The organism is Chitinophaga sp. (genome assembly GCF_039596455.1).
In the GTDB taxonomy this organism is placed as follows: domain Bacteria; phylum Bacteroidota; class Bacteroidia; order Chitinophagales; family Chitinophagaceae; genus Chitinophaga.
The window spans coordinates 1,151,627-1,175,280 of the sequence record NZ_JBCNJR010000001.1 but is presented as its reverse complement, the minus strand read 5'-3'; the positions used below and the strand labels follow the sequence as shown (position 1 = coordinate 1,175,280).

22 protein-coding genes are annotated in these 23,654 nt (G+C 51.5%); 13 read left to right on the top strand and 9 right to left on the bottom strand.

Going from position 1 to position 23,654, the window contains the following annotated elements:
• Positions 1–182: 182 nt before the first annotated feature.
• The gene (gene asnS / locus ABDW36_RS04925) at positions 183–1,619 is read right to left on the bottom strand and encodes an asparagine--tRNA ligase (RefSeq protein WP_343700762.1); all 1,437 of its coding nucleotides are present in this window, start codon (positions 1,617–1,619) and stop codon (positions 183–185) included.
• 375 nt (positions 1,620–1,994) lie between these two features.
• Here asnS and rho point away from each other — a divergent pair, with 375 nt between their 5' ends.
• Positions 1,995–3,683 (top strand): transcription termination factor Rho, encoded by a 1,689-nt coding sequence (rho, locus tag ABDW36_RS04920; RefSeq protein ID WP_343700761.1) that lies wholly within the window; start codon positions 1,995–1,997, stop codon positions 3,681–3,683.
• 98 nt (positions 3,684–3,781) lie between these two features.
• On the top strand, positions 3,782–4,201 hold the full coding sequence (locus ABDW36_RS04915; RefSeq protein WP_343700760.1) for a hypothetical protein: 420 nt from the start codon (positions 3,782–3,784) through the stop codon (positions 4,199–4,201).
• Positions 4,202–4,336: 135 nt separating this feature from the next.
• Here the strand turns inward: ABDW36_RS04915 and ABDW36_RS04910 are convergent, their stop codons facing one another.
• From ABDW36_RS04910 to ABDW36_RS04895, 4 genes are all read right to left on the bottom strand, one after another.
• Positions 4,337–4,957: an outer membrane beta-barrel protein gene (locus tag ABDW36_RS04910; protein ID WP_343700759.1), complete on the bottom strand. Its 621-nt coding sequence runs from the start codon at positions 4,955–4,957 to the stop codon at positions 4,337–4,339.
• A gap of 110 nt (positions 4,958–5,067) precedes the next feature.
• On the bottom strand, positions 5,068–5,679 hold the full coding sequence (locus ABDW36_RS04905) for a TetR/AcrR family transcriptional regulator (RefSeq protein ID WP_343700758.1): 612 nt from the start codon (positions 5,677–5,679) through the stop codon (positions 5,068–5,070).
• 373 nt (positions 5,680–6,052) lie between these two features.
• The gene (locus ABDW36_RS04900; protein WP_343700757.1) at positions 6,053–7,027 is read right to left on the bottom strand and encodes a deoxyhypusine synthase family protein; all 975 of its coding nucleotides are present in this window, start codon (positions 7,025–7,027) and stop codon (positions 6,053–6,055) included.
• 140 nt (positions 7,028–7,167) lie between these two features.
• Positions 7,168–7,614, bottom strand: coding sequence for a hypothetical protein (locus ABDW36_RS04895; RefSeq protein ID WP_343700756.1), 447 nt, complete (start codon positions 7,612–7,614; stop codon positions 7,168–7,170).
• A 409-nt stretch (positions 7,615–8,023) separates the two neighbouring features.
• Here ABDW36_RS04895 and ABDW36_RS04890 point away from each other — a divergent pair, with 409 nt between their 5' ends.
• The 7 genes from ABDW36_RS04890 to ABDW36_RS04860 all read left to right on the top strand — a co-directional run bounded on the left by ABDW36_RS04890 (position 8,024) and on the right by ABDW36_RS04860 (position 14,587).
• Positions 8,024–8,602 carry an ACP phosphodiesterase gene (locus tag ABDW36_RS04890; RefSeq protein WP_343700755.1) on the top strand — a complete coding sequence of 193 codons (579 nt, stop codon included), beginning with the start codon at positions 8,024–8,026 and terminating at the stop codon, positions 8,600–8,602.
• Positions 8,603–8,638: 36 nt separating this feature from the next.
• The gene (locus ABDW36_RS04885) at positions 8,639–10,129 is read left to right on the top strand and encodes a sulfatase-like hydrolase/transferase (RefSeq protein ID WP_343700754.1); all 1,491 of its coding nucleotides are present in this window, start codon (positions 8,639–8,641) and stop codon (positions 10,127–10,129) included.
• Between the two features lie 116 nt (positions 10,130–10,245).
• On the top strand, positions 10,246–10,857 hold the full coding sequence (locus ABDW36_RS04880; protein ID WP_343700753.1) for a DUF2911 domain-containing protein: 612 nt from the start codon (positions 10,246–10,248) through the stop codon (positions 10,855–10,857).
• Positions 10,858–11,285: 428 nt separating this feature from the next.
• Entirely contained in the window at positions 11,286–12,425 is a 1,140-nt protein-coding gene (locus ABDW36_RS04875) for a cystathionine gamma-synthase (RefSeq protein ID WP_343700752.1), read from the top strand.
• Positions 12,426–12,522: 97 nt separating this feature from the next.
• A complete protein-coding gene (locus tag ABDW36_RS04870; protein ID WP_343700751.1) occupies positions 12,523–13,296 on the top strand; it encodes a TIGR02757 family protein in 774 nt (257 codons plus the stop codon).
• A 17-nt stretch (positions 13,297–13,313) separates the two neighbouring features.
• Positions 13,314–14,252: a DUF6263 family protein gene (locus tag ABDW36_RS04865; protein WP_343700750.1), complete on the top strand. Its 939-nt coding sequence runs from the start codon at positions 13,314–13,316 to the stop codon at positions 14,250–14,252.
• Complete coding sequence (locus ABDW36_RS04860) at positions 14,252–14,587, top strand: hypothetical protein (RefSeq protein WP_343700749.1); 336 nt, start codon at positions 14,252–14,254, stop codon at positions 14,585–14,587. Before ABDW36_RS04865 ends, ABDW36_RS04860 begins: the two co-directional genes overlap by 1 nt.
• 160 nt (positions 14,588–14,747) lie before the next feature.
• Here the strand turns inward: ABDW36_RS04860 and ABDW36_RS04855 are convergent, their stop codons facing one another.
• The gene (locus tag ABDW36_RS04855; RefSeq protein ID WP_343700748.1) at positions 14,748–15,410 is read right to left on the bottom strand and encodes a sterol desaturase family protein; all 663 of its coding nucleotides are present in this window, start codon (positions 15,408–15,410) and stop codon (positions 14,748–14,750) included.
• A gap of 96 nt (positions 15,411–15,506) precedes the next feature.
• The gene (locus tag ABDW36_RS04850) at positions 15,507–17,447 is read right to left on the bottom strand and encodes a serine hydrolase (RefSeq protein ID WP_343700747.1); all 1,941 of its coding nucleotides are present in this window, start codon (positions 17,445–17,447) and stop codon (positions 15,507–15,509) included.
• A 76-nt stretch (positions 17,448–17,523) separates the two neighbouring features.
• Between ABDW36_RS04850 and ABDW36_RS04845 the strand changes: the two genes are divergently transcribed.
• A complete protein-coding gene (locus tag ABDW36_RS04845) occupies positions 17,524–18,540 on the top strand; it encodes a fumarylacetoacetate hydrolase family protein (RefSeq protein WP_343700746.1) in 1,017 nt (338 codons plus the stop codon).
• Positions 18,537–19,418: a flavin reductase family protein gene (locus ABDW36_RS04840; protein ID WP_343700745.1), complete on the top strand. Its 882-nt coding sequence runs from the start codon at positions 18,537–18,539 to the stop codon at positions 19,416–19,418. Before ABDW36_RS04845 ends, ABDW36_RS04840 begins: the two co-directional genes overlap by 4 nt.
• Positions 19,419–19,520: 102 nt before the next feature.
• Here the strand turns inward: ABDW36_RS04840 and ABDW36_RS04835 are convergent, their stop codons facing one another.
• Complete coding sequence (locus ABDW36_RS04835; protein WP_343700744.1) at positions 19,521–20,255, bottom strand: DUF4197 domain-containing protein; 735 nt, start codon at positions 20,253–20,255, stop codon at positions 19,521–19,523.
• 33 nt (positions 20,256–20,288) lie between these two features.
• Positions 20,289–21,116 carry a universal stress protein gene (locus ABDW36_RS04830; RefSeq protein WP_343700743.1) on the bottom strand — a complete coding sequence of 276 codons (828 nt, stop codon included), beginning with the start codon at positions 21,114–21,116 and terminating at the stop codon, positions 20,289–20,291.
• 207 nt (positions 21,117–21,323) lie between these two features.
• Between ABDW36_RS04830 and lysS the strand changes: the two genes are divergently transcribed.
• Both lysS and ABDW36_RS04820 read left to right on the top strand, forming a co-directional pair.
• On the top strand, positions 21,324–22,862 hold the full coding sequence (lysS, locus tag ABDW36_RS04825; protein WP_343700742.1) for a lysine--tRNA ligase: 1,539 nt from the start codon (positions 21,324–21,326) through the stop codon (positions 22,860–22,862).
• 341 nt (positions 22,863–23,203) lie between these two features.
• The gene (locus ABDW36_RS04820; RefSeq protein WP_343700741.1) at positions 23,204–23,578 is read left to right on the top strand and encodes a hypothetical protein; all 375 of its coding nucleotides are present in this window, start codon (positions 23,204–23,206) and stop codon (positions 23,576–23,578) included.
• The last annotated feature ends 76 nt before the right edge of the window (positions 23,579–23,654 follow it).

Here is a 23,654-nt window from a genome sequence, read left to right as displayed (position 1 = left end):
AAACCGGCAACGGGTATAACACCCGCTGCCGTTTTGGGATAACACACACTTTGCATTGTTTGCTCAGGTATGAGATGCGGGGTGAAGAAAATTCCATAAAGCATGGCTGTTCCTTCAGTAGATGCCTAAAAAAAGCCGGCTCTTTATGAACCGGCTTTCTGCGTGTATAGCAAACGTTGTTATTAAAACTCTGCGTTCTTCGGCGTACGGGGGAAGGGGATCACGTCACGGATGTTGCTCATGCCGCTAACGAAGAGCACCAGGCGCTCAAAGCCAAGGCCAAAGCCTGCATGCGGCGCGGTGCCGAAGCGGCGCGTATCCAGGTACCAGTACAGCTCTTCTACCGGTATGTTCAATTCTTCCATGCGGCGCACCAGCTTGTCATAGTTCTCTTCCCGCTGCGAGCCGCCTACTATTTCACCAATGCCGGGGAACAGGATGTCCATGGCGCGTACCGTTTTGCCGTCTTCATTCTGCTTCATGTAGAAAGACTTGATAGCCGCCGGGTAGTCTGTGAGTATTACTGGTTTCTTGAAATGCTTTTCTACCAGGTAGCGCTCATGCTCGCTCTGCAGGTCTGTACCCCATTCTTCTACCAGGTACTGGAACTTCTTGTTCTTGTTGGGTTTGCTGTTTTTCAGGATGTCTATCGCTTCCGTATAAGTGATGCGCACAAACTCGTTGTTCAGCACAAACTCCAGCTTTTCAATGAGCCCCATTTCACTGCGCTCAGCCTGCGGCTTGTTCTTCTCCTCATCTGCCAGGCGCTGCGCCAGGAACTCAAGGTCTTCCCGGTTATTGTCCAGCGCATACCTGATCACATATTTGATGAATTCTTCCGCCAGGTCCATGTTGTCTTTCAGATCATAAAACGCCATTTCCGGCTCAATCATCCAGAACTCCGCCAGGTGGCGGGCGGTGTTGGAATTTTCCGCGCGGAAGGTAGGCCCGAAGGTATAAATGTCACCGAAGGCCATAGCGCCCAGCTCGCCTTCCAGCTGGCCGGATACGGTGAGGTTGGTGGAGCGGCCGAAGAAGTCTTCCTTAAAATCTATTTCCCCGTTTTCCGTACGCGGCGGGTTCTTCAGGTCAAGCGTGGTAACGCGGAACATTTCCCCGGCCCCTTCCGCGTCTGAAGCGGTAATGATGGGGGTGTGCAGGTATACGAAACCTTTTTCATTAAAAAAGCGGTGTACCGCAAAGGCCAGCGCATGGCGCAGGCGGAAAACGGCGCCAAACGTGTTGGTGCGGAAACGCAGGTGGGCAATTTCCCGGAGAAACTCCAGGCTTTGTTTCTGCGGCTGGATGGGATAGGCTTCCGCATCACAGTCTCCCAGAATTTCCAGCTGCGCGGCCTTCAGCTCGATCCGCTGCCCCTTGCCCAGGGAAGGGATGATCTGGCCGGTAACGGCAATAGCGGCGCCGCGGGTGATGCGTTTAAAGAGGGCGGGGTCCAGGTCTGCCTCATTTACCACCACCTGCAGGTTATTATTGGTAGAGCCGTCGTTCAAAGCTATAAACTGGTTATTCCGGAAGGTACGCACCCACCCTTTTACCGTTACTTCATAGTTTGTACTGTCGTTCAGCAAAATTTGCTTGATCTTTACTCTTTGGCTCATATCATTGATATTTTTTTTGAAATTGAGTGCAAAAATAGAGAAAAGGCCGTAAAACTGGCCGGGAATTTGCGCCCAGGGAAGGGTAAGGGAGCCATCGCTGAGCAGGGGCAAACCCGGTGATACCCCCGCTGGCTGGTATTTACCGGCGAATATTTTTTTGGAGATTAGCAAAACTTGTTTTAATCTTGTACCCACAATCTGTCTGATTAAGTTCCATTTTGCCATCTTCATCAGCGCAGTCCTTAACTCAAGCGATCCCTATCAATTTAATGATCAAAGCTTTATTATTGACTCAAAACAATTATTTGTTAATTGGTGTATGTTGGTATGCAGTGGTACCCTCCTTACGACAATTCTAAAATTTGACAAACTCAGATGATGTACGACATCTTACAACTGAACGACATGCTCGTTCCCGAGCTGCTTGACATTGCAGAAAAACTGGATATTTCAAACCCAAAGAAACTCGACAAGCAAGCATTAATTTATAAAATCCTAGATAAACAAGCCGTGATAGCATCAGAAGACCAACAAAGCAACGGAGACGAAAAGAAAACAAGAAAACGGAAACCGGTCTCGAAAAAAGAAGAAGCACCACCAGCACCGGCACCCGAAGAACCCACTCCCTCCGAAGAAAAACCTTCCGCAAAAAAAGGCAAAAAAGCCGCCACCAAAACAGCCACTTCCAAACCAGAACAAGAGCCTGAAGCACCCAAAAAACGTAAGCTCGATATAGATCTGGACATCCCCTCACTTACTTTTGACGATGATGAAGACCTGGTATTGCCGGCCTTGTCAGATGAGGAAGAGGAAGAAGAAGTGGTACTGCCGGAGGAAGAACCGGAAGACGATTTCGTAACCGTTCAGGAGCCTGTGATACAGCCGAAAGCCGCAGCCGGCCCGGCCAACAAGTATCCGAACAAAAAAGAGCCCATATTCAACATCGAGTTTGACGGGGTAATAGTAAGCGAAGGCGTGCTGGAAATGATGCCTGATGGCTATGGTTTCCTGCGCTCTTCAGACTATAACTACCTCAGCTCGCCTGACGATATTTATGTATCTCCTTCGCAGATCAAACTGTTTGGTCTCAAAACCGGCGATACCGTGCGCGGCAGCGTGCGCCCGCCGAAAGAAGGGGAAAAATACTTTGCCCTGCTGAAGGTGGAAACCATCAATGGCAAGTCTCCCGAAGAGGTACGAGACCGCGTACCGTTCGATTACCTGACGCCGCTGTTCCCCTTTGAGAAGCTGACGCTTACCACTACGTCCAACAACTATTCTACCCGTATCATGGACATGTTTACGCCCATCGGTAAGGGTCAGCGCGGCCTCATTGTAGCGCAGCCGAAAGTAGGTAAAACCATGCTGCTGAAAGAAGTGGCCAACGCTATTGCCACCAACCACCCGGAAATTTACCTGATGGTAGTGCTGATAGACGAGCGCCCTGAGGAGGTGACGGATATGGAACGCAGCGTGAAAGCTGAAGTCATTGCTTCTACGTTTGACGAACCTGCCGAGAAACACGTGAAAGTATCTGCCATAGCCCTGCAAAAAGCAAAACGGCTGGTAGAATGCGGCCATGATGTGGTGATACTGCTCGACTCCATTACCCGCCTGGCCCGCGCCCACAACACTGTGGCGCCTGCTTCCGGTAAAGTGCTGAGCGGTGGTGTGGAAGCTAACGCCATGCAAAAGCCCAAACAGTTCTTCGGCGCCGCCCGCAAGATAGAGAACGGCGGTTCCCTCACCATACTGGCCACCGCTTTGATCGATACCGGCTCCAAAATGGATGAGGTGATCTTCGAAGAATTTAAAGGTACCGGTAACATGGAACTGGCGCTTGACCGCAGACTGGCTAACCGCCGCATCTTCCCGGCCATTGACGTTACTGCCTCTTCTACCCGCCGTGACGATCTGCTGCTGGAAAAAGAAATGCTGCAGCGCATCTACATCCTGCGCAATCACCTGGCAGACATGAATACGGAAGAAACCATGAACTTCATGCTGCAACATATGAGGGGCACCCGTAACAACGAAGAGTTCCTCATTACCATGAACAGGTAAACTATACCACGATGTGATATAAAAAGGGCTGTTACGCGATGGTGTAACAGCCCTTTTTTCTTCAATTCATGTGCCTGTGTTATCTGTGCGGGTATGCTATGGTCAGATCTACATGCTGCCCGTTCACCGGCGGTGTTTGCGGTGAAGACGGCGGCGGCGTTGATGGCGGCGGCGTAGAAGGTTGTTCTGCCGGCGGTGTTGGCGGAGGCGGCGGCGTAGAAGGTTCATTCGGCATGTTTGGCCGCTCCGGCGGTGGTGGCATTGTCGGATCATCCGGCATGTTCCTCGGCGCTGCGCAACTTGCTGCTACAAACAACAGTGCAATGGCAGCACCCTGCAGTTTTCTCAAATTTTTCATGGTTAAAATTTTAGTGCCGCTTCTTGCGCTGTCCCGGCGCAAATGGCTTGGCGGATTTTGTACCGTATATTTTCTTCGCCTGGCCCGGCGGGATCCGCTTGCCGGAGGCGTCATGATATACGGTGCAACTGCCCAGCAATACGCCGAGAGCAAGCATTAACAGCAGGTGTATCCGGCTTACTTTCATCAATAGGTTGTTTGTTTCAATAGCATCCAAAACTTTGCCAAAATGTGCCGGAAATAAAAAAGGCATTGCCGCTCAGCGACAATGCCTTTGTAAATAATTCTAATATTATTAGAACAACCAGGAAACGCCAACCTGGAATTGTTTGGTGAAAGAGAAATCGAAAGTGCTGCTGGTAGTTTTGGGCGCGCCAGCAGGCTGAGGTTTGGTAGTTTCGTTGCGGTAAGTGATACCACCGAATACGCCTTCCAGCATGAAGCGCTTGGTTACGAAGTAAGTAATACCAGGCACTACGTTAGCTTCCAGGGTATTCAGGGACGAAGTTTTTGTGTCGTCAGTTTTTACAGAACCAAAGCCATAAGATACATTGGCCTCACCAAAAATGGCTACTTTAGACTCACCCAGCATGTGGTAGTTGCGTACAAAGATACCAGGAGCAATCAGGTGACTCTTGATTTTTGTAGTTGTGCCAGCGTCTACGTCTTTAATATTGGCGAAACCTGCGTCTACAAACACACCCACCATCCATTTGTCAGAGAGAGCATAACCAACCTTAGGGCTGATGTTGAATGTAGTAGTAGTGGTTTTGTCATCAGAACCATCTACTTTGTTAGGAGTAGTAGAAGTAACACCTACATTACCACCAACCAGAAAATCACCTTTCTGAACCTGGGCTTTTGCAAACTGGGTACCAACAAGGCCCAAAACGGCCATAACGATCATTTTTTTCATCTGTCGTACAATTTTAATTTGATATGTCAATAATTGATTCTGCTAATTATGTTCTACATACATAATACTACTTAAGCGATTGGGGGAAGAAGAAGATGGCTGATGATGGGTTACTGTTTCAAGCCCTGGAAAAAGATGGATAATACCGCCCTTTCCCGGCTCATGAATTCTTTAATATTATCTGAATTTTGAAGTTCAAAACCTGCGGCCTGCCATTTGCACCATATCACCCACAAACCAAACAATACATGCACCAGCAGATCGGCCGTTTTTTCAGGATCATGCCGTTCTGCTACTTCTCCCAGGGCTTTCCCCTTGCGGATCCAGGCAGATAAAAAGCTGATCTCCGACTGGTGTACCAAATCTCCCACCTGCCTCATCAGGCTGCTGGGTTTGTCGCTCACCCACTCGTGGATGCCGAACAGAAAATGGTAATCCAGTAAAATCCTTTCCTTGACTGACAGGTATTTCTCCATCACTTCCCTTACAGAAGACGCACTTTCAAGCGTTGCGCTGACATCTGTAAAACATTGCGACACAATTCTTTCAATCACTGCCACATAGATCCTATCTTTGTCAGGAAAATAGTAATACAAAGAGCCCTTTGATATCTCCAGGTCTCTGGCAATTTCTTCCATGGTGGTCTTTGCCAGGCCAAAGCGCTTGAAACGCTTTAACGCAGCTTCCAGTATCACTTCCCTTTTTTGATCCTGTTCCGCCATTTCGGAATTGCAAAGAACTGTTTGACTTTTTGACTTTGCGGGTCAAATGTACGCCCTTTTTTGAAACAGCAAAAAGATTTTTATCCGGATTTGAAAAGAACTACTAAAAGTGTAATGCATAACACAATTGTAATGCAAACATAAAGAAATATTCAATAATTATATATGTAAATGAAAAAAGAATTGTTAAAACGGCGGGATGTGGGGTTTTAACCGGAACAACATGGTATTTCAAATTTATCGAGAAGAAAAAAGCGCGGCGGGCATGCCACAATGAGGGTGCTGATGCGGTGTCACAAAAAACGAAAAAGGGCCGCATCCGCAGCCCTTTTATTTATATCAGCCGGTTACCCGGTCAGTACCTATCAAAACCTTACCATCCCAGCAAATAAGCGAAAATCAGCGGCGCTACAATGGTAGCGTCAGACTCAATCACAAATTTGGGGGTGTGAATATCCAGCTTGCCCCAGGTGATCTTCTCATTGGGTACAGCGCCGGAGTAAGAACCATAAGAGGTGGTGGAGTCAGAAATCTGGCAGAAGTAACTCCAGAAGGGTACGTCCGTCCACTCCAGGTCCTGGTACATCATGGGCACCACGCAAATGGGGAAGTCTCCCGCAATACCGCCGCCAATCTGGAAAAAGCCTACGCCTTTGCCACCGGAGTTTTTGCGGTACCAGTCACTCAGCTCCACCATATACTCAATACCGCTCTTCATGGTAGAAGCTTTCAGCTCTCCCTTGATGCAGTAAGAGGCAAAAATGTTGCCCATCGTACTATCTTCCCAGCCCGGAACTACAATGGGAATGTTCTTTTCCGCAGCAGCCAGCATCCAGCTGTTCTTCGGGTCTATTTCGTAATGCTCTTTCATTACGCCGCTAAGCAGCAGCTTGTACATGTATTCATGCGGGAAATAGCGTTCACCTTTGCTTTCAGCGTCTTTCCAGATCTTGTGGATGTGCTGCTGTATACGGCGGAAGGCTTCTTCCTCCGGAATACAGGTATCGGTTACCCGGTTAAAACCGCCTTCCAGCAGTTCCCATTCATCTTTCGGGCTCAGATCTCGGTAATGAGGCACACGCTTGTAGTGAGTATGGGCCACCAGGTTCATGATATCCTCTTCCAGGTTGGCGCCGGTGCAGGAAATGATGTCCACTTTGCCCGCACGGATCATTTCCGCGAAAGAGATACCCAGTTCAGCCGTACTCATAGCGCCTGCAAGGGTTACCATCATTTTACCACCTTCCAGCAAATGGGTTTCGTAGCCTTTGGCCGCGTCTACCAGGGCCGCCGCATTGAAGTGGCGGTAATGGTGCTGGATAAACTGAGAAATCGGTCCTTTATTCATAACAGTTAAATGTTTCAAACGGCAAAGGTACAATAAAGGCGCAAGATAAAGGGGCAAAAAGAAAACCGTTCCGGGTGAACCGGAACGGTTTATACTGATCTAAAACTAAAACTAAAACCAGGTTGGCGAACGGCGTGCCGTTATGCTTTCCTTAATTTTTTAAGCGTTGACAAACCTCCTGAAGAAGCGGCCTTCAATACCGTCCAGTGTGTTTCGCTTTCCAGGGTGATCACGTAAGTAGTAGCCCCTTCAGCTTCATACTCCACAACGTTGTGGATCTTCTGGTCGGGGAACTTCTTCATGAGCCGGGTAATTACGTTCAACGGCAGATCGCTGTCTGTAATGTACCGGGAAGTGGCCAGCAGGTTACCTTCCCTGTCAAAATGCGCAGTTACTTTAGATGCTTTGATGGTAAACTTGGCAACATACTTGTCTGCCGTGGTGTACCAGGAAACATCGGAGGCTCCTACAAATTCTTTCTTGAATGCTTCCATTACCTTTTTGTTGTTAACGGTAGCGTCACGTGCAAATGTTGCACTACTGCCCAAAATGGCAGCAATGGTCAGAATGGCGATAAGTTTTTTCATGGCGGAAAAATTTTATCCAGGTTATTGTTAAGTGTTTTGTCTGATTGACGATGTAAAAGTACCAACGGTTGCAGCCTGCGGCAAGTGAATAGTTATGATTGGTTTACCAAGATTAATTCAATGTTATGCATGTTGCCCCATATATATAAACGCATCTAGTTAACACCCCTGCAATGCTTGCCAGCAAAGGGGTTGAGCGGAATCGGCAAATGTTGCACGGGCTAAGGTTAAGACTTTGTTAAAGTGGAATGCTGGTGACGGCCGGTAGCACGCAAACATCTTTTTACGAAAGCGGACACCCTGTCCTAAAACGAACAGCCTCATTATTTATCACTATCTTCGGAAAGCCGGCTCTGCCTGTTTATCTGGTTATTGCCGCTCATTCAGGAACAAGACCGCTCAACAGCCCATGAACTACCTCGCGCATGCATACTTTTCTTATCAAGACCCGTCTGTTACGGTAGGGCAGATGATAGCGGACTTTGTTAAGGGGAAACAATTGTACACCTACCCGGCACGTATTCAGCAAGGCATCCGCATGCACCGGGCGCTGGATGAGTTTACGGACAAACACCCTGCTACCCGCCGCGCCAAGGCCATTTTTCAGCCGGAATGCGGCGCCTACGGCGGCGTGTTCATGGACGTGGTGTATGATCATTACCTGGCTAACGACGCGAGCCGCTTCAGTTCCGGCACGCTGGAGCAGTTTACGGGTGTTGTATACGCCCTGCTGGAAGAGCAGCATCATCTGCTGCCGCCCGTGTTCCAGCAGGTGTTTACCTACATGCGCACCAACAACTGGCTGCTCCACTACCGGGAACGGGAGGGTATATTCAGCAGCTTCTCCGGCATAGTACGCCGCGCCAAATATTTCAAACGCCCGGCCACAGTGCCTTTTGCCGTGTTTGAAGAACATTACCTTACGTTGGGCGATTGTTACCGGGAGTTTTTCCCTGATGCGGAAGCTTTCATGAAAAACCAGTTCTGATTTTCGTATTTTCCTTTTTTATAACCACACCACGTTATGATACAACGCATGTTAATGCTGCTATTGCTGGCCCTGCCGCTGCTAACGGCGGCCCAGCCCAGGCCGGCAGCGCCTAATATCATTTTTATACTGGCAGATGATATGGGCATTGGGGACGCGCAATGCTATAACCCGGAGGGAAAAATTGCCACGCCTCATATTGACCGCATGGCAGCGGAAGGCATGCGCTTTACAGACGCCCACTCCGCCTCAGCGGTATGCACACCCTCCCGCTACGCCATCATGACGGGGCGCTATGCCTGGCGCAGCAAGCTGCAAAAGGGCGTGCTGGGCGGGTACAGCCCTCCGCTGATTGACGCCTCGCTCCTCACAACACCGGCCCTGCTGAAACGGGCGGGCTATAGTACCGGCATTATTGGTAAATGGCATCTGGGCATGCAGTGGCAGGGCGGGGCAGCTCCGGGCGGGCGGCCTGATTTTACCCAGCCTATTATGCAAACGCCCACCAGCTACGGCTTTGACTACTTTTATGGCATCAGCGCCTCACTTGATATGCCGCCGTATGTTTATATAGAAAACAACCGCACTGTAGAGCTGCCTACAGACAGCGTACCCCCCAAAAAATACCCCAACGTGCGCGCCGGGGCCAAGGGGCCTGGCTTTGTATTCAACGAAACCCTGGTAACCCTGGCGGGCAAAACCCGCGAGTTCATTCACGCCCGCAAAACAACTCCCTTCTTCCTCTATTTACCCCTGCCTTCCCCGCATACGCCGCTGGCCGCCGGCAAGGCCTTCCAGGGCAAAAGCGGCATGGGCCATTACGCAGATTATATGATGGAAACAGACTGGCTGCTGGGGCAGGTAATGGAGATGCTGGAGCAGGAAGGCATTGCGGGCAATACCCTCGTTATTTTCACGAGTGACAATGGTTATGCGCCCTACGCGGAGTATGAGCAGCTGCGGTCTTTCAGCCACGAGCCCAGCTATATTTACCGCGGCGCCAAGGCAGATATTTATGAAGGCGGCCACCGTGTGCCCTTCCTGGTGAAATGGCCGGGAAAAGTAAAACCCAATACGGTGAGTAACGCCACCATTTGCCAGGTAGACCTGATGGCCACTTGCGCCGCCATACTGGAGCGGCCTGTGCCGGCCGGCGCCGCACCGGACAGTTACAGCCTTTTGCCGCTGCTGCTGCAAAAGGACGGTTATCAACGGCGCGCCACCGTTCACCACAGCATAGACGGCAACTTTGCCCTGCGGGAGGGCAACTGGAAACTGGCCCTCTGCCCCGGCTCCGGCGGCTGGAGCGCCCCGCGCAACAAGGCGGCCAGGGAAGAGCACCTGCCGGAAATCCAGCTGTTTGACCTGCAGGCAGACCCAGGCGAAAAGAACAATGTGCAGGCAGCGCACCCGGAGGTGGTGAAAAAACTGCTGGCCGGGCTGGAAGCCCTGGTGGCCAATGGCCGCAGCACACCGGGGCCCGCCCTCAAAAATGATGTAGCGGTAGACCTCTATAAAAAAGAATAGGGGTAAAAACCACCCGGCGCGTCTGTTTACACAAGCGGCCGCATTTTGAGGATTTTCCGAAAAACGCGTAGGTTTGGGGCAAATTTGGACCCGCAATTCAAAAAGTAAAGACAGTTATGAATACAGTAAAAAAGTTAGTTGCAATAGTGTGCCTGGTAGCTGCCACACAGGCGGCCGTTGCGCAGGAAAAGAAATTACCGCCGGTAGACCCCAGCCCCATGGATATGGCCTACTACCCCGTTATGTACCCTTATGTATGTAAGGTAAAAGGAGAGCCCGGCACCCTGGTGGCCCGCGCCGTGTTCAGCCGCCCGCAGAAAAAGGGCCGGCCTATTTTCGGCAACCTGGTAGAATATGGCAAGGTATGGCGCCTGGGCGCCAACGAGGCTACGGAAATAGAGTTTTTCCGCCCGGTGACCATTGGCGGCAGGCAGGTGCCTAAAGGCCGGTACACCCTCTATGCCATTCCCAATGAAACAAAATGGACCGTTATCCTCAACAAACAAACAGACATCTGGGGCTCCTATAAATATGAGCAAAACCTTGACCTGTTGCGTACTGACGTACCGGTAACTCCGAGCGGTGAAGAGCTGGAAGCCTTCAGCATGGTGTTTGAAAAGGCCCCCTATGGCGCTAACCTGCTGATGGGTTGGGACAAAACGCTGGTAAGCCTGCCCATCCGCTGGTCTGAGACCGCCCCGGCGCCCACCGCCAGGAAAAAGAAATAATACGCTGTAAATCAGTGTCATAAAAAACGGGCAGACCGCCATGTGGTCTGCCCGTTTTTTATGATGATACCGCCCCATCTACGCGGGGCCTGCATTTGAAGTCAATAAAAAAAGGCGGTAAGAATACCGCCTTCAGAAATTTTAACCATATCCTATGAAAAACCTACGGTAAAATTAAGGCAACAGCTGTTACGGGAAAACCCGTTTCTGGTGAACGCATCAAATTTCCTCGTAAGTGCCGGGATATGGAAGGTATGATGCCAGCAGTGCGCCAGATTCCCCGCAAATGCCCGTAGTAATTGAACTACAGAGCGCCCGTACTACTACGTACGTGTGATGTTATTACTACGTATATGCGTGCCAGAAGGCGCCACCGGGGCCAAATTCAAATTCCGTACCTTTGATATTCCCATAAAATATAGCAAACCATGAAGTTAGGCACCAAACTCATACATGCCGGTGTAGAACCGGACCCCTCCACAGGGGCAATTATGACACCTATTTTCCAGACCTCCACTTACGTGCAGCAGGCGCCGGGCCAGCATAAAGGCTATGAGTACGCCCGTACGCAAAACCCCACGCGGGATGCCCTGCAGAACGCCCTGGCTGCCATAGAGAACGGGAAACATGGCATTTGCTTCGGGAGCGGCCTGGCCGCAACAGACGCGGTGATCAAGCTGCTGGCGCCGGGAGATGAGGTGATTGCTTCCGCAGACCTCTACGGCGGCACCTACCGCATTTTTACCAAGGTATTTGCCCGTTACGGCATCAAGTTCCATTTTGCAGACCTGCAAAACGCTGACAATCTGCTCAGTTACGTCAATGAACGTACGAAAATGATATGGGTGGAAACGCCCACCAACCCCCTGCTGAACATTATAGACATTGCGGCCTGCGCCGCCCTGGCCCGTGAACGGAACATTCTGCTGGCGGTAGACAACACCTTTGCATCTCCCTACCTGCAGAACCCGCTAGACCTGGGGGCTGACCTGGTGGTGCATTCCGCCACCAAATACCTGGGTGGCCATAGCGACGTGGTGCACGGCGCGGTGATCGTAAAAGATGACGCGCTGGCACAGCAGCTGGCCTTTATACAGAACAGCTGCGGGGCGGTGCCCGGCCCGCAAGACTGCTTCCTGGTATTGCGCGGGCTGAAAACCCTGCATGTGCGCATGCAGCGCCATTGCGAGAACGGGGAAACGGTGGCCCGTTTCCTGCGCCAGCATCCCAAAGTAGGCAAAGTGTTCTGGTGCGGGTTTGAAGACCATCCCAACCACGCCATTGCCCAAAAACAGATGCGCGGCTTCGGCGGCATGATCTCCTTCACCCTCAAGGATGACAGCATGGAGGCGGCCCTGAAAGTGCTCAGCGGCACCAGGCTCTTTTCCCTGGCGGAATCACTGGGAGGAGTAGAGTCACTCATAGGCCACCCTGCCAGCATGACGCACGCCTCCATTCCCCGCGAAGAGCGCATGAAAAACGGTCTTGTAGACTCGCTCATCCGCCTCAGCGTGGGTATTGAAGACGCGGAAGACCTGGTGAAAGACCTGGAACAGGCAATAGGCTGATAAACAGCGATTTTTAAAGTTGGCATAAACTGCTTACTTTTAAGGCTACACCTACGCCTCCCGGCTGTCCGGGAGGTTTCCATATACCGAAGAAGCCATGAAGTCCCAACAATTGAAAGAATATTTAGATGCCAAGGCAGCTTATTACAATCAGCCCGCATTTGTAGCCGGAGATCCCATATGCATCCCCCACCGCTACAGCAAATTGCAGGACATTGAAATAGCCGGCCTTTTTGCAGCCATCCTTGCCTGGGGCAACCGTACCACTATCATTAACAAGTGCACGGAACTGATGGAGCTCTTTGATAACGCGCCGTACGATTTTATCCGCAACCACCAGGCCAGGGACCGCATGCGGCTCATGGGCTTCAAGCACCGCACCTTCAACGGGCTTGACCTGCTGTACTTTGTTGAGTTCCTGCAGCATTATTACAATAATGTAACTTCGCTGGAATTTGCCTTCAGCGGCCATCTTAGCCCGGAAGATACTGACGTGGAAAAGGCCCTTGCCGGCTTTCAGCATATGTTCTTTGCTATGGAGCACCCGGAAAGAACGCGCAAGCACATTTCCACCCCGGCCCGCAATTCCGCCTGCAAAAGGCTGAACATGTACCTGCGGTGGATGGTGAGGAACGATGAAAATGGCGTGGATTTTGGACTATGGCAATATATTTCGCCCTCCCAGCTTGTATGCCCTATGGACGTGCATGTAAGCCGGGTAGCCACCAGGCTGGGCCTCATCAGCAAGCCGGATGCCAACTGGAACACCGCCGTGGAGCTGACTGAAAGGCTTCGCGAGCTGGACCCTGAAGACCCGGTCAAGTATGATTTTGCCTTGTTCGGGCTGGGGGTGATCGAAAAGTATGTTTAGATCAATTTTACCAGATAATGAAGAAAATTACCGTACTGGTAGCGATGTGCTGCTATGTTTTATCGCTCTCCGCGCAGGATTATGTGGAGCTTGATTACAAATTTAAAACCGGTGATGCGTTTGAGTTGCAACAACAGAGCCGCAGCGAAACCTATATTACGGTGAATGAAGTAATACAACGCACCACGAGAGACTACAACACCAAAATGAACATCAAGGTGGCTGAGGCCGGCGGCGGCATGTTTTTGCTGGAATGGTCCTACTCAGACATCAAGTTCAATTTCAACGCCAAGAACCAGAACATTTTTGTAGACGCCAGGGTGGCTAATGACCAGGAGCCGCTGCAGGGCGCACTGAAACTCATTCTCGACCAGCCTTTCACGGTAGAGCTCCAATCCAACGGCCTCATCAAAAACGTGAATAACCTGGATGCGCTGATGGATAAAGCCTCCGCTGCCTTCTCCAGCCTGAAGGCAGACGAGCAGGCGGCCTATAAAAAACTGCTGAAAGACCAGTTTGGCACCGATGCTTTCCGCTCCTGGCTGGAGCAATTGCTGGTGGTATACCCCATTCACGGCATCAAGAACGGCACCCAATGGGAAGAGACCGTACCCCTGCGCACCGGGCTCAAAGGCCGTATAGACCTTTACTGGAACCTGACGCACTGGGATAGCCAGACGGCCAAGATAGACGGTAAAGGCAATATCAAAACAGACAAGGTGGAAACCTTCACCGTAGAAGAAGGCATTCAGGCCACCGCTGCTATAGACGGAACACAAACCACCAACTACCTCATTAACCGGGAAAGCGGCCTGCCCAGCATTTGCGTGCAGAACACGGAAATGAAGGGGGAATATGTATACCTCGCCAACCGCAAAAAACAACTTAAGAAAGACCTGAAAGTACCGGTAAAAATTGTGACCAACGCCTCTTACAAGATCAAGCAGGTGAAATAATGGAAGACCGTTATTTACAGCAAACCGGGGCCTGGCTGGAAGAAAACGCCGGCATCCGCCTGCCTGCCACCATCAGCATGGCCGAGCTGGAAGCTATACTGGCCCGGAAGCTGGAAATGCTGGTGGAGCGGGACTTTCAGCAGTTTGTGCTGCTGCTTTACCAGGTAGATGTACCGGAGGGGAAAGTGAAGGAAATACTGGCCGCAGAGAACTATCCTGACGTGTTTTTGTCCATTGCCAGGCTTATCATCAGCCGGCAAACGGAAAAGATCAAAAGCCGGGAAAAATACCGGCAACCGCCGGAGAGCCTGCCGGATGACGAGGAGAAATGGTGAACCGGTTGCCCTGAACACTGTGCCTGTACCTGCATGGGAAAGGAATGCTGCATGAACGGAAGGGCCGCTTATCCCGGCCAACATACAAACATATAAAAAACGGGGCCGCCTCATAACTTGAGACGGCCCCGTTCTCTTTGCCGGTCATCCCGGCCCTTTATTACTTATCGAACATCAGTTCTTTTACTTTCGCTTTGTCTTCCTTCTCCTTTTCCAGGTCAAAGAAGGTACCGAACACCCTGTCCCAGAAAGAGGAACTAACCCCAAAACCCTTGTCATCATTCTTGTAGTGATGCAGGTGGTGGTTGCGCCAAACGGGCTTCATGAACTTGAAGGGCGGGTTCCAGGCGTGAATGGCGTAGTGCATGCTGCCATAGATCAGGTACCCCAGTATAAAACCCGGCCAGAACATGAACGTGACCTGCTGCATGACGAGGTACATGAGGGCGAATATGATGGAAGAAATGATCAGGCTGGGAACCGGGGGCATAAAAAGACGCTGCTTGTCCCTGGGGTATTCGTGATGGTTGCCATGCAGCACGTACACGAAGCGGGAAAGCCGCTTGTTGTCTGTTACCATGTGGAAAAGGAAACGGTGCATGATGTACTCAAAAAAGGACCAGAAGAAAATAGCGCTCAGGAATATCAGGGAAAGTTTCCCGATCCCATAGCCAAGGGTAGTGTGACTGTAATACAACATGTACCCGATGACAGGTAAGTACATGCCCCAGATAATGAGGGGATGGGTTTTGGTCAGCATTTCCAGATACCGGCTTTCAAACAAACGCGCCTGTCCTTTATTCTTGATCTTGTCGAATTTCATGACTCCCAATTTTTTGGTTAAACCTTTTAATTCATCAGCATAACAGGAGTAGGGAAACTAAAATTGTCAGGTTATTGTCGATGCAACCGGCACAACTCACAGATGAAGGGACAACAACCGGGGTATTGTAACCAATTCATATTGTTTACCCTGCAAATATCGTATCAATTTCTCCAATTGTAAATAAAATTTATCTACACGCCGTGGATCAGTACCTATATGCACCAGTAGTATAAAGCCGTTAAGTCCCGCAGGGCGCTGGTTTTCAAAGTCTATAACGGACTTCATAATAACGTCGCTGTTGCGGTAGCTTTTCCCCATTTCAGGGTAGGTATAATCTGCCGTGCTGCGCGTGCCGGGGCTGAAATTCACCAGTTGCAGGCCCAGGGCGGCGGTCCATTTCACAATGGAATCGTTATACCATTCATAGGGCGGCAGAAAATAATGAGGGGCAGGCAGGCCGTGGCGGGCCATGGCCTGGTAGTTGAGGGCCAGGTCTTCCTCAAACTGGCGGCGGGTTACCAGCAGGCTGTCCCTTTTGGTCCAGTCGCAGTACAGCAGGTGCCTGCCGGAGTGGCCGGCCAGGTAATGCCCGTCTTTTTTAAGGCGCTGGATGAGGGGTTTGAAGGCCGGGGTGTCATAGAAAGTGCCGGTCAGGAAAAAGGATGCGGGCGCCTTGCATTTTTTCAGTACCTCTGCAATATGCCGGCCCCCGTCCGCAAACTCGTGGCCCGTAAATACGAGGGCCAGCCGGCGGCGGGTGGTGTCTCCCCGGGTAATGGCCACGGGCGGCTGGCCCAGCCCCGCGGTAGCTTCCTCAAACCGGCCCAGGTCAGGCACGTGGGGGCGGGGCCGTTGTAACTCGTACTCATATACGATGTTACCCACCTCCCTGAAGAAGGGGTACCCCTCCTCTTCGTACTCGTATTTATTATCGTTCAGCACCCCGTCACGGTTCACATAAATGCTGCCGCTCAGCATAAACTCCACCTTGTTCCTGAAATCCGCGAAGTAGGCTACGTCCGTTAAAAACCCGTAACTCCAGCCGGTTTTGTTGAATACCCGCATGTATGATGGAATTTTACTTCTGCCGGCCTTGAAGCGGAAAAACTTGGTATAGCTGTCAAAAAACTCCGACGTGTCGTATTTCGGGTGGTCAGACTCGGAAGGTAGCGCCGCCATATACCGGTAGAGGAAACGGTAATCGTCTGCCGTTAGCTGGAAACGCTGCGCTGCGGGCACAGACTCCGGAAAAAGTACGGATTGCAGCATTTGCTGCAGGTCTTGCAGGGGTGCATTGTTATGCCGCGTAAAATCCATCGGCCGGTCAATCAGCACATCGTCACGGTCATAATGCTTTTGCCCGATAAAAAGAGGTTTGCTGTAGTCATATTGCAGCGTGCTCACGGCAGCAGGCTGGCGGTACACCGTATCTTTGCCGCGGATGAAATAAACGGGGTTGGTGTGGCGGTTCTCGTCTTCATTCATCGTCACAAACCGCCGTACAATGCGCATATCCTTATACCCCTTCGCCCACAGCTTTTCATGAATGGTCTGCTGGCCTATGAACTCGTACAGGCGGTTATAGGCATCATTATCACTGACCAGGAATATCTTCCTGATGTAATGCGCTATGGAGGGCAGGCCGTTTTCCGCGGAGGTGTCTGCCATTACCCGGGTTTGCCGGCTGTAGGCGCTGTCTGTCAGCATCGGCGTATACTTGTCAATCCCCAGGCTGTTCAGCTTTTCCAGCGCCAGGAAGGCCAGCGGCATTTTAACGGTAGAGGCGGGGTTGAAATAGGTATCCTTGCTTACATGGTAATAATAGTGTTTGAACACGGGGCGGTTCTGCGCATCGCGGTTGATCTGGGTGTAGATGAGCTGTACCTGGAAAGAGTCCGGGTGCTGCAATATATGCCGCAACGCGGGTGACGCATGCCTGTTCAGCAGGTTTTCCAGGAACGCGTCCGTGCGCTGCTGCGCCTTTGCCATGGCGGCACTCAGCAACAACAGGGTGAAGAGCAAGGTACGAGACATGCCTTAAAGCTATAAAAATCCCATGGTTCTCCAAAAGGGCTATATTTGACCCGTAAACACCAAAACTCAACCATCAATGAAACTCGTTACCTATATCCGCGAAGATGTAGACCAGCTGGCCATACTGGTAAACGGCCAGCTGTACAATATGCAGGAGCTGCACCCTGACCTGCCTACCACCATGCATATGTTTTTGCAGATGTGGGAAGAGGTGATAGACCTTGCCATACATGTAGATGCGCAGCTCAAGGCCGGCAACATGCCTAAAATGACCACCTGGGGCGTGCCTTATGAAAATGCGCAGCTGCTGGCGCCCGTGCCCTTCCCCACCTCCTGCCGGGATGGTTACGCCTTCCGCCAGCATGTGGCAGCGGCCCGGCGCAACCGCAAGGCGGATATGATACCCGAGTTTGACCAGTACCCCATTTTTTATTTCACCAACCACAATGCCATACAAGGCCCCGGCGAAGTATTGTGCATGCCTGACCACTTCCGTAACCTTGACTTTGAGCTGGAAGCCGCTGTGGTGATCTGCAAGCGGGGCCGCAATATTCCCGCCGCGGAAGCAGACAGCTACATCGGCGGCTATATGATCATGAACGATATGAGCGCCCGCGTACTGCAGATGGAAGAAATGAAGCTGAACCTGGGCCCCGCCAAAGGAAAAGATTTTGCCACCATCATAGGCCCCATGCTGGTTACGCCAGACGAGCTGGAGCCTTACCGCATACCCGCCAAAGACGGCCACACCGGCAATAACTACAACCTGGGCATGCGCTGCCGGGTAAACGGCGTACAGGTAAGCGAAGGCAATATGGGTGACATGGACTGGACCTTTGCCGAGATCATTGAACGCTGCGCCTACGGTGCAGACATCCTGCCCGGAGACATCATAGGCAGCGGCACCGTAGGTACGGGCTGCTTCCTGGAGCTGAACGGCACCGGCAAGCTCAATAACCCCGACTATCAGGAACAATGGCTGCAACCCGGAGATGTGGTGGAAATGGAAATAGACGGCCTGGGCCGGTTAACCAATACCATTGTGGCGGAAGAAACTGATTTTTCCATTCTTGCCCAGAAAAAGAATGTATGAGAGTAGTGCCCGGTGAAGTAAAAACGGCGGAGCTGCATGCTTACCTGCTGGGGGCCATAGCGCCGCGGCCTATTTGTTTTGCCAGCACGGTAGACTCGGAGGGCCGCCCCAACCTCTCTCCCTTCAGCTTTTTCAATGTGTTCGGCTCCAACCCGCCTACGCTCATTTTCTCCCCCTCGCGCCGCGTGCGTGACAATACGGTAAAACATACGCTGGAAAATATTTATGCCACCAAAGAAGTGGTGATCAACGTAGTGAGCTACGCCATGGTGCAGCAGGCTTCCCTGTCCAGCTGCGAATTTCCCAGGGGAGTGAACGAGTTTGAGAAAGCAGGGTTTACCCCCGTGCCTTCCGAGAAAATAAAACCTTTCAGGGTGCAGGAAAGCCCCGTGCAGATGGAGTGCATCGTGAAACAGGTGATTGAGACCGGCACCGGCGGCGGCGCGGGCAACCTGGTGATCTGCGAGCCGGTGCTGCTCCACATCAGCGAAAACATACTGAACGCCGAGGGCCGTATAGACCCGCAGAAAATAGACCTGGTAGCCCGCATGGGCGCAGACTATTATTGCCGGGCGTCCGGCAGCGCCGTGTTTGAAGTGGCTAAACCCAACCTGCAACTAGGCATTGGCGTGGATGCGCTGCCGAAGGGCATCCGCAACAGCCGCATACTCACCGGCAACAACCTGGGCCAATTGGGTAATGTACACGAGATGCCGGCTATTGATGCTTCCTTTCATGATGATCACCTGAAGAACATCATCCAGTATTACAGCATCAGTCCTGATGAAATGGAGAAGGAGCTGCATCTATATGCCAAACAGTTGCTGGAGCAGGGGAAAGTGGCGGAGGCCTGGCAGGTGCTGCTGGCGGGGAATTGACACCGGCATGTATTACGAACGGAACGCAAAATGAGTCTAAAACAGAAGGGACTTGCCAGTATCTTTGGCAAGCCCCTTCTATTAATATAGATCGTTTGTTAATTAGCTCTTGGCTCCAAACACTTTCTTCAGCAGGTCCGTAGTACGGGCCGCAGGGTTCTGCCTGATGGCCAGCTCTTCTTTGGCGATCTGGTCAAACAGCGCCTGCACGGCCTTTTCCGTTACATACCCCTTCAGGTCAGGGTTAATTTTATTGAAAGTGGTGGGCAGGCTGTTGTATTTGGTAACCAGGTCTCCGTAATACCGGGTGGCGCTGGTTTTATTGAGCGCGCTGTCTATCACCGGTGCAAAAGCGTTTTTCAGTGATGCGGTGGTTTTGCTCTGGAAATAGTCCGTTGCGGAGCGCTGGCCGCCGCGCAGCAGGTTCAGCGCATCTGTAATGGTCATTTGTTTGATGGCATTTACAAAAATAGGTTTGGCAAAACCCACCGCTTCTTCCGCGGCGCGGTTGATCTGGAGGATGGCCTTGTCTACCTGGCTGCCCAGGCCAATACTGCGCAGGGCACGCTCGGCCTTCAACGCATCTGGCGGCAGCAGCACTTTATACAGATCATTCCCGAAAAAACCGTTCTGTTTGTTGAGCAGGGAAATACCCGCGCTCACGCCTTTTTCAAGCGCTTCCTTGATGCCCATGCCGGCCTCGTTTTCCGTTACGGAACCGGTAGCGGTGCTGCCGCCTGCAGATTTCAGGATGCCGGAGGCCTTTTTGAGTATCTGCGCCTGTGCGGTGTGCAGCAGGCATACGCCTGCCAGTAATAACAATGTTCTTTTTAGCATAGTCTGAAAATTCTTGGATGGTAATAAAGGGAATTATTCATGTATGGATAATAACGGTACATGGGTATTGAAGGCAATGCGCGAAGTATGGCTCCGCTTGAAAATACTGTCAAACAACCCGTGTTTTTTCGGGATAATGAGCAGCAGGTCTGCTCCTTCCTTTTCCGCAAAGCCGGTAATGCCTTCCACCACATTGGGGTGGTCTACAAAATGGTATTGCGGGTTATAGTTATGCAGCATATTGTCCAGCTCCTGGTTTTCTTCAGGGTGCATATGCTCTTTACCTTCTTTCTGTACGTTCAGCACCAGCAGCTCCGGCTTGAACTCATCCAGCAGGCCATGCAGCAGCTCTTTGCGGGTGGTTTTGGCTACCTTCCGGAGATCGCAGGCAAACACTATTTTTTTCACCGGCCTGAAAACGGCCTGGGTAGGCACTACTATCACCGGGAAACTGGAGTTTTTCACCACGTCTACCGTATTGGAGCCCACCAGTATCTCTTCCAGCTGGCTGCCGCCGGTGATGCCCATTATGATAAGGTCCGCCCCTTCTTCCCGGCAAACCTGGTCTATATTGGCGGCCAGCAGGTGATTGTCCGCCCGGTACTCTACCGTGATGCCGGCGGGAACCGCAGGCGCCAGCTCGGCCTTCATGCGCTGCAGCCCCTCCAGGCTGGAAGCTTTCAGGTCTTCCATGTTTACCATAGGCACTGCCGTGGGCAGGTCCGGGATGGGAACTATCAGTTCATAGGCATGGTACAGCAGCACGCGGGTAGCGCCCGTTTGCTGCGCCAGGCCCAGGGCATAGCGGGCCGCGTTATAGGCGGTTTCTGAAAAATCGGTAGGTACAATGATGGTTTTCATGCCTGGGAGATTTTACATAAAGTTACGCAATAACCGCACCAATCGCTGGCGTAAAGTCATAAATAAATTATAAAAGTTAAATATATAGATGCTGCCGCACCCTGCCTATCTTTCACCGGTATAGACAAATCTGCGCAAATCCGTTATTTTTGCACTCCTTTTAGGGCCGGCGGAGCTGAATCTGCCGGCTGCATATGATAAACACAAATGAGCGTAAATACCCAACAGCAACTCTCCGAACAGGAGATCATCCGCCGGGAAAAACTGCAGGAGCTGCAAAAACTGGGCGTAGACCCGTACCCGGCGCCGGAATATCCCGTGAACGCATATTCTGCGGACATCAAGGCCGGCTACTCGGAAGAAACCAAAGAGCAATACCAGAACGTATGCCTGGCCGGCCGCATCATGCAAACGCGAGACATGGGCAAGGCCAACTTTGCCGTGCTGCAAGACAGCAAGGGCCGCATCCAGCTGTACATCAAGCGGGACGATATTTGTCCCGGTGAAGATAAATCCCTGTACGATACCGTTTGGAAAAAACTCACGGACATTGGCGATTTCATAGGCGTGAAAGGCTATGTATTCATCACCAAAACCGGCGAAACCTCCGTACACGTGAAGGAGCTGACCGTGCTGGCAAAAGCGCTGCGCCCCTTGCCTGTGGTGAAAGAAAAGGAAGGAGAAACCTTTGACGCGGTAACAGACCCCGAGTTCAAATACCGCCAGCGGTATGCAGACCTGGTGATCAACCCGGACGTGAAGGAGGTGTTCAAGAAACGGACCCGCCTCATGCAGACCATCCGCGATTTTTATAACGAAATGGGCTACCTGGAGGTGGAAACCCCCATTCTGCAGGCCATACCCGGCGGCGCAACCGCCCGCCCGTTCATTACCCATCACAATGCGCTTGACATGCCGCTGTACCTGCGCATTGCCAACGAGCTGTACCTGAAAAGGCTGGTAGTTGGCGGGTTTGAAGGCGTATACGAGTTTGCCAAAGACTTCCGCAATGAGGGCATGGACCGTACGCACAACCCTGAGTTTACGGTAATGGAAATGTATGCCGCCTATAAGGACTATGACTGGATGATGCGCACCACGGAAGCCCTGCTGGAAAAGGTGGCTGTCAACGTAAATGGCAGCACAGACGTGCAGGCCGGGGAGCAGGTGATCAGCTTCAAAGCTCCTTACCGCCGCGTATCCATGTATGATGCCATTAAAGAACATACCGGCGTAGATATTACCGGCATGGACGAAGCGCAGCTGCGCGACGTGTGCAAACAACTCGGCATACCCGTAGAACCCAGCGCCGGCAAGGGTAAGCTGATAGATGAGATTTTCGGGGAAAAATGCGAGCACCATTACGTACAGCCCACTTTCATTATAGATTACCCGGTTGAAATGAGCCCCCTTACCAAGAAACACCGCAGCAAAGCAGGACTGGTAGAGCGCTTTGAACTGATCGTGAACGGGAAGGAAATTGCCAACGCGTACTCCGAGCTGAATGATCCTATTGATCAGCGCCAGCGCTTTGAAGAGCAGGTGCAACTGATGGAACGGGGGGATGATGAGGCCATGTATATAGACTATGACTTCCTGCGCGCACTCGAATACGGCATGCCGCCAACATCAGGCATCGGCATCGGTATAGACCGGCTGACCATGCTGATGACCAACCAGCCATCCATACAGGACGTGTTGTTTTTCCCGCAGATGCGCCCGGAAAAGACCGGGGGTGAAGCGTAAACACCATACTTTTAAATTAAAAGGCCGGCCACAAAATGGCCGGCCTTTTTTTGGGGGTTGTTCGCTGACCAGGCTAATCATCATCCTGGGGTCATCTTAGGGTTATCTTAGGGTTTTCCTGGGTAATTTGTTGGCTAAAACCCTAGCATAACCCTAAAATAATCTCAAGAATACCCTATGATAGTGTTTTGGGCGAAAAACGGCATTGCCGGACCGGCCCCATTCGCCTTTACCAGCAGGCCCAGGTGAACAGCAACTCGGGAACTTTCCCGGCCGGTTCCGGAGAAACAGCCCCATTGAACCCTTCCCATCCTTTCCTGTTAATAAACGAAAAGCTTCCCATGAGATTCAACATTCCTACCCAGGCTGCGGTAGTGCTCTATGCGCTCATATGGGCCTGTTTCGGCATCAATCATCTTGTTAATGCAAAAGAAATGATGGGCATGGTGCCCCTGGCGGGCGGTGTGTTCTGGATTTACCTGACGGGCGTGGCCATGCTGCTGGCAGCAGCAGCCATTATTTTCAACATACAGGCCAAACTGGCCGGCTACCTGCTGGCAGTTATGTTACTGGTGTTCATTTTTGCCATACATATACCCAGCATGATGAAAGGGAACATGATGGCGCCGGTGAGTATTCTGAAAGATCTGGGACTGCTTTGCGGGGCTATTATCATTGCCAACATCAGGCCTGTTCACAAACAAGGCAGTAACTGAATTACTGCCCTGTTTGATTTTCGACCATATCCTATGAAAAACCAGTTCTAAAGTAAGCTGATTTTTCCTGCTGCAG

Excerpts from the sequence above, each read along its gene's own strand:
- asnS (WP_343700762.1), bottom strand. The coding sequence starts at position 1,619 with ATGAGCCAAAGAGTAAAGATCAAGCAAATTTTGCTGAACGACAGTACA.
- rho (WP_343700761.1), top strand. The coding sequence starts at position 1,995 with ATGATGTACGACATCTTACAACTGAACGACATGCTCGTTCCCGAGCTG.
- ABDW36_RS04915 (WP_343700760.1), top strand. The coding sequence starts at position 3,782 with ATGGTCAGATCTACATGCTGCCCGTTCACCGGCGGTGTTTGCGGTGAA.
- ABDW36_RS04910 (WP_343700759.1), bottom strand. The coding sequence starts at position 4,957 with ATGAAAAAAATGATCGTTATGGCCGTTTTGGGCCTTGTTGGTACCCAG.
- ABDW36_RS04905 (WP_343700758.1), bottom strand. The coding sequence starts at position 5,679 with ATGGCGGAACAGGATCAAAAAAGGGAAGTGATACTGGAAGCTGCGTTA.
- ABDW36_RS04900 (WP_343700757.1), bottom strand. The coding sequence starts at position 7,027 with ATGAATAAAGGACCGATTTCTCAGTTTATCCAGCACCATTACCGCCAC.
- ABDW36_RS04895 (WP_343700756.1), bottom strand. The coding sequence starts at position 7,614 with ATGAAAAAACTTATCGCCATTCTGACCATTGCTGCCATTTTGGGCAGT.
- ABDW36_RS04890 (WP_343700755.1), top strand. The coding sequence starts at position 8,024 with ATGAACTACCTCGCGCATGCATACTTTTCTTATCAAGACCCGTCTGTT.
- ABDW36_RS04885 (WP_343700754.1), top strand. The coding sequence starts at position 8,639 with ATGATACAACGCATGTTAATGCTGCTATTGCTGGCCCTGCCGCTGCTA.
- ABDW36_RS04880 (WP_343700753.1), top strand. The coding sequence starts at position 10,246 with ATGAATACAGTAAAAAAGTTAGTTGCAATAGTGTGCCTGGTAGCTGCC.
- ABDW36_RS04875 (WP_343700752.1), top strand. The coding sequence starts at position 11,286 with ATGAAGTTAGGCACCAAACTCATACATGCCGGTGTAGAACCGGACCCC.
- ABDW36_RS04870 (WP_343700751.1), top strand. The coding sequence starts at position 12,523 with ATGAAGTCCCAACAATTGAAAGAATATTTAGATGCCAAGGCAGCTTAT.
- ABDW36_RS04865 (WP_343700750.1), top strand. The coding sequence starts at position 13,314 with ATGAAGAAAATTACCGTACTGGTAGCGATGTGCTGCTATGTTTTATCG.
- ABDW36_RS04860 (WP_343700749.1), top strand. The coding sequence starts at position 14,252 with ATGGAAGACCGTTATTTACAGCAAACCGGGGCCTGGCTGGAAGAAAAC.
- ABDW36_RS04855 (WP_343700748.1), bottom strand. The coding sequence starts at position 15,410 with ATGAAATTCGACAAGATCAAGAATAAAGGACAGGCGCGTTTGTTTGAA.
- ABDW36_RS04850 (WP_343700747.1), bottom strand. The coding sequence starts at position 17,447 with ATGTCTCGTACCTTGCTCTTCACCCTGTTGTTGCTGAGTGCCGCCATG.
- ABDW36_RS04845 (WP_343700746.1), top strand. The coding sequence starts at position 17,524 with ATGAAACTCGTTACCTATATCCGCGAAGATGTAGACCAGCTGGCCATA.
- ABDW36_RS04840 (WP_343700745.1), top strand. The coding sequence starts at position 18,537 with ATGAGAGTAGTGCCCGGTGAAGTAAAAACGGCGGAGCTGCATGCTTAC.
- ABDW36_RS04835 (WP_343700744.1), bottom strand. The coding sequence starts at position 20,255 with ATGCTAAAAAGAACATTGTTATTACTGGCAGGCGTATGCCTGCTGCAC.
- ABDW36_RS04830 (WP_343700743.1), bottom strand. The coding sequence starts at position 21,116 with ATGAAAACCATCATTGTACCTACCGATTTTTCAGAAACCGCCTATAAC.
- lysS (WP_343700742.1), top strand. The coding sequence starts at position 21,324 with ATGAGCGTAAATACCCAACAGCAACTCTCCGAACAGGAGATCATCCGC.
- ABDW36_RS04820 (WP_343700741.1), top strand. The coding sequence starts at position 23,204 with ATGAGATTCAACATTCCTACCCAGGCTGCGGTAGTGCTCTATGCGCTC.